Here is a 4371-nt window from a genome sequence, read left to right on the forward strand (position 1 = left end):
GCTTCGTCGTTGTTCCCGGTCAGTGGAGGCGCATTATAGGGAGTTCTCAGAACGCCGCAACCCCTAAATTCACTTTTTTTGCTGACCGTCGAATGTTTAAGCAAAACTCCATTAAAGCGGCAGTTTTTTCAACGATTTAAAGCCATAACCCTGCAAAACGGGCAATAAAGCATCGGTGTCTTCATTCAGTGCCATGCAATACGCCAGATTTTCTTCCTGAGTTGAGACCAGATTTTCCTGATTAGAGATAAGCCATGCGGCTCTGCGGGCAATTGCCGCACCGGAATCCACCAGCCGCGTTCCTTCAGGCAGGACTTGCATCAACTCTTCAGATAATAGAGGGAAGTGAGTACAGCCCAACACTACCGTGTCCGGAGGCTCGCGCATGTTCAGCCACGGCTGCAAGATTTTCTTCAGCGTTGCCAGCGGTACAGGTTCACCATGCAGTTTGGCTTCTGCCAGTTCTACCAGCTCAGAAGAGCCTAACAGCTCAATTTTGCAATCTGTCGCAAAACGCTCGATCAGTTCATGAGTATAAGAACGCTGAACCGTACCGCGCGTGGCCAGCAAACCGACGATACCGTTGGCGGTCAGTTTGGCAGCAGGCTTGATCGCAGGCACCACCCCCACTACCGGGAAAGCAAAACGTTCACGCAGTGCGGGTAAGGAAACGGTACTGGCGGTATTACAGGCGATGATGACGATCGCCAGAGGATGGCGCTGCTGAACCGCACTGACAATTTCCAGCACGCGCTCCACGATAAACTCTTCGGATTTCTCGCCGTAGGGGAATGCTACGTTATCGAAGGCATAGATATAGTGGAGATCCGGCAGCAGTTGCCGAACCTCCTGAAACACTGACAACCCGCCGACGCCGGAATCAAAAACCAGCGCCGTCGGGCGAGGAGCCGCAGTGGCGTTAGAAGGTATAGCTGCCAGTGAGGTAGTACTCTCTTCCTGGGGTAGCGTAGCCATAAGCCGTCTCATAATCTTTATCAAACAGGTTGGCAATTCTACCACGAACTGTCAGCTGAGAGGTTATTGGATATGAGGCGCTCACGTCGACCGTGCTGTAACTCGGCAATACGCGCTGCTCAGGGTTATAAGTAGAAGAGATATTGTCGTAGCGCTTGCCGTAGTATTGATACGAGATATCCATGTCCAGGTTGAACATCGTCCAATCCAACTGATATTTGGCCTGACGTTTCGAACGGCGCGCCAACACCTCATCGGTCTGGTCATTACGCGGATCGATATATTGCAGCGTCAAGCGGTGGGTGAACATCCAGGTATCAAAGCTACCCGTCCATTCAACGCCTTTAATCGTTGCCCTATCCACATTGTAATACCGGCCCTGATAGGTCACCGGGTCAGAATCATAGTTGATCAGGTTCTGGATTTTGTAATGATAAGCAGACAAACGCCAATCCAACGGCCCGGTCAAACCTTCCAGACCCATTTCCCACTGTTTGGACTCTTCCGGCTTGAGGTTGCTGTTGGAATCAATGCCAAAGCGTTTTGAGCCATATTGCTGGCCCAGCGATGGCGTCAGGAAACCCGTACCGTAAGACAAGGTGGCTCGGTAGCCATCAACAAACTCCCAACCCGCCGCGGTCTGCCAAGTGCCGTGCCAACCAAAGTCACCTGCCTTGTCTTCACGCCCGGAGGCTTCCAGCGTCACGCTGCCAAACTGCTGTTGACCGCTCAGGTACAGCCCCGTGTTGTCTCTTTTATAGGTATCGGCAAAGGAATTGTCGGAAGAGGTCAGGCGCTGTTGCTGGAAATCGGCACCGGCAGTGACGCTGCCGTGCTCGAAAGCATAGGTGTTGCCCCATTGCAGGTTACGCTGATCCATATCATCAAGTGTGGTACTGATGCCATAACGGCCGTTCTGGCTGCTGTAGTTGTAATCCTTCTGTTTCTGATAGCTGCCCGTCAGTTGAGAAGAGAAAGCCCCAGACAGGAAACGCAGCCCCATATCATAGGTGTGGCTATACAGGCGGTCTTCATCATTACTGTACTTCGGGCTGTAAGGTACACTGCCGACATCGTAGTCCGAGTTATTGGTATAACCATAACCCCGCACGAAGCCTGAGAAATTCTGATTGAACTGCTGCTCCAACCCACCCCAGAAGCTTTTATTACGGAAACCGTCACGATCGCTGTCGACCGAATAAGGCGAGCCTGGCTGCACATTGAAGCCATTGGTCATCTGGTAACTGCCCGCAACGGTAGCAACCGTATTATCAAAACGCTGGCGCAAGGCACCATCGTACTGCTGGTATCCTTTAGAACCGATACCCGCCTGGACTTTACCGCCCTCTTTATCCGTCTGGGTTATGATGTTGATGACCCCGCCGATGGCACCAGAACCATAAATGGCTGAGCGTGGCCCACGGATAAACTCCACACGCTGAACCAGCGCCAACGGAACCTGGTTAAAATCGACGCCGTTGCTGATCCCCAAACGGGCCATAGGCACGCCGTCGATCAGTACCAATACATGACGAGCTTCCGTGCCGCGTACCGAGAGAGATGACCCCTGCCCCATACCGCCGTACTGTGAAATATCGACACCGGGCAAACGACGCATCACATCATTGAGGCTTTTGGCCTGCCAACGGTCGATATCTTCGCGGGTCACCACATCGGCAGGCGCCAATACGGAAGAGACCGGTTGAGGGAAGCGATTGGCGGTAACCACCAGATCATCGCTACTTTTAGCCGTGGTGTTATCTTGCGCCCATCCAGAAAATGCCGTCACGGAGGAGACCACCGCCAGCAGTGTATTTTTTATCATTGTCATTATAAAAAGCATCCAAACTTCATTGGGGATGCCGCAGGGCCACGGCCGGTAGTTCGCGACGGCTATGGATATTGCGACGTACACCGGTAGGTTTTCGGGCTTGGGATTTGCCGGTTGCCTGTGGCAACCCGCACCGGGCGATGACTTCCCATCCTGCAGTGGACAGTGTCTGCGTTATTTAACGCTATCGCCGTGACTTCCCCATACCGCTGCGCGTCAGCTCCAGATTTGCACTGGATTCCCTTTTCACTCGCTGCTTGAGACCGGACGGCAATGCTACAATCAATGAAAATGGATGTCTAGATTGCCAACAGTGTTGCAAAATAGCACCACAACAAAACTGGACTTCACGGGCTGATTCCCTACAATCCCCGCTGATCCAATTTGCCTGACGAGAGAAACCATGACGCCCGAGAATTTGCCCATTGAACGCTATGACGACCAACTGGCGGAGAAAACAGCCCGCCTGAAGACCATGATGTCACCGTTCACGGCGCCCGAGCCGGAAGTGTTTCGCTCGCCAGTCAGCCACTACCGGATGCGTGCGGAATTCCGCATCTGGCATGATGAGGACGATATGTACCACATCATGTTCGATCAGCAGACCAAGCAGCGTATCCGTGTCGATAGCTTCCCGGCGGCCAGTGAGCTGATTAACCGCCTGATGAGCGCCCTGATGGCGGCCCTCAAGCCCAATCCGGTGCTGCGCCACAAGCTGTTCCAGATCGATTATCTTTCTACACAGAGCGGTAAAATCATTGCCTCACTGCTGTATCACCGCAAGCTGGACGAACAATGGCAGCAAGATGCCACTGCACTGCGTGACGCGTTACGCGCAGACGGCTTCGATGTGCAGCTGATTGGCCGCGCCTCGAAGATGAAAATCATGCTGGATCAGGATTACGTCGACGAAGTGCTGCCGGTCGCTGGCCGCGAAATGATTTATCGCCAGGTTGAAAACAGCTTCACCCAGCCCAACGCAGCCATGAACGTGCAAATGCTGGAATGGGCGCTGGATGTGACCCAAGGTTCAAAAGGGGATCTGCTGGAGCTGTATTGCGGTAACGGCAACTTCTCGCTGGCCCTGGCCCGCAACTTCGAGCGGGTGTTAGCCACTGAAATTGCCAAGCCTTCGGTGGCGGCGGCGCAGTACAACATCGCAGCCAATAATATCGACAACGTGCAGATTATCCGTATGGCGGCGGAAGATTTCACCCAGGCAATGAACGGCGCTCGCGAGTTCAACCGGTTAAAAGGGATCGATCTGAGCAGCTATAACTGTGAGACGATTTTCGTGGATCCGCCGCGCAGCGGGCTGGATGAGGAAACGGTGAAGATGGTGCAGACCTATCCACGCATCCTTTACATCTCCTGTAACCCGGAGACCCTATGCGCCAATCTGGATACGCTGCAGGCCACGCACAACATCACTCGCCTGGCTCTATTCGATCAGTTCCCATACACCCATCATATGGAATGTGGCGTATTACTCGAACGCCGCTGATCTAGACGGGCGCTGCGCCCTACATCGCGAGCAGGCTGCGGAATATCCGCACCACTGTAAA

General features: G+C 53.5%; 3 protein-coding genes and 1 riboswitch. Of the genes, 1 reads left to right on the forward strand and 2 read right to left on the reverse strand.

From position 1 onward, the window contains the following. Positions 1–111 precede the first annotated feature (111 nt). Together murI and btuB are read right to left on the reverse strand one after the other, a co-directional pair. A complete protein-coding gene (murI, locus tag ACKWMY_RS27810; RefSeq protein WP_024527927.1) occupies positions 112–975 on the reverse strand; it encodes a glutamate racemase in 864 nt (287 codons plus the stop codon). Continuing rightward, a complete protein-coding gene (gene btuB / locus ACKWMY_RS27815) occupies positions 920–2800 on the reverse strand; it encodes a TonB-dependent vitamin B12 receptor BtuB (protein ID WP_024527926.1) in 1881 nt (626 codons plus the stop codon). Before btuB ends, murI begins: the two co-directional genes overlap by 56 nt. A 73-nt stretch (positions 2801–2873) precedes the next feature. After that, positions 2874–3089: riboswitch (cobalamin riboswitch) on the reverse strand. 120 nt (positions 3090–3209) lie between these two features. On the opposite strand from btuB, the gene trmA reads away from it, so the two are divergent. Continuing rightward, positions 3210–4310 (forward strand): tRNA (uridine(54)-C5)-methyltransferase TrmA, encoded by a 1101-nt coding sequence (gene trmA / locus ACKWMY_RS27820; protein ID WP_024527925.1) that lies wholly within the window; start codon positions 3210–3212, stop codon positions 4308–4310. The last annotated feature ends 61 nt before the right edge of the window (positions 4311–4371 follow it).

The sequence above is a fragment of the Serratia sp. J2 genome (assembly GCF_046269175.1).
Taxonomy (GTDB): domain Bacteria; phylum Pseudomonadota; class Gammaproteobacteria; order Enterobacterales; family Enterobacteriaceae; genus Chania; species Chania fonticola_C.

Excerpts from the sequence above, each read along its gene's own strand:
- murI (WP_024527927.1), bottom strand. The coding sequence starts at position 975 with ATGGCTACGCTACCCCAGGAAGAGAGTACTACCTCACTGGCAGCTATA.
- trmA (WP_024527925.1), top strand. The coding sequence starts at position 3,210 with ATGACGCCCGAGAATTTGCCCATTGAACGCTATGACGACCAACTGGCG.
- btuB (WP_024527926.1), bottom strand. The coding sequence starts at position 2,800 with ATGATAAAAAATACACTGCTGGCGGTGGTCTCCTCCGTGACGGCATTT.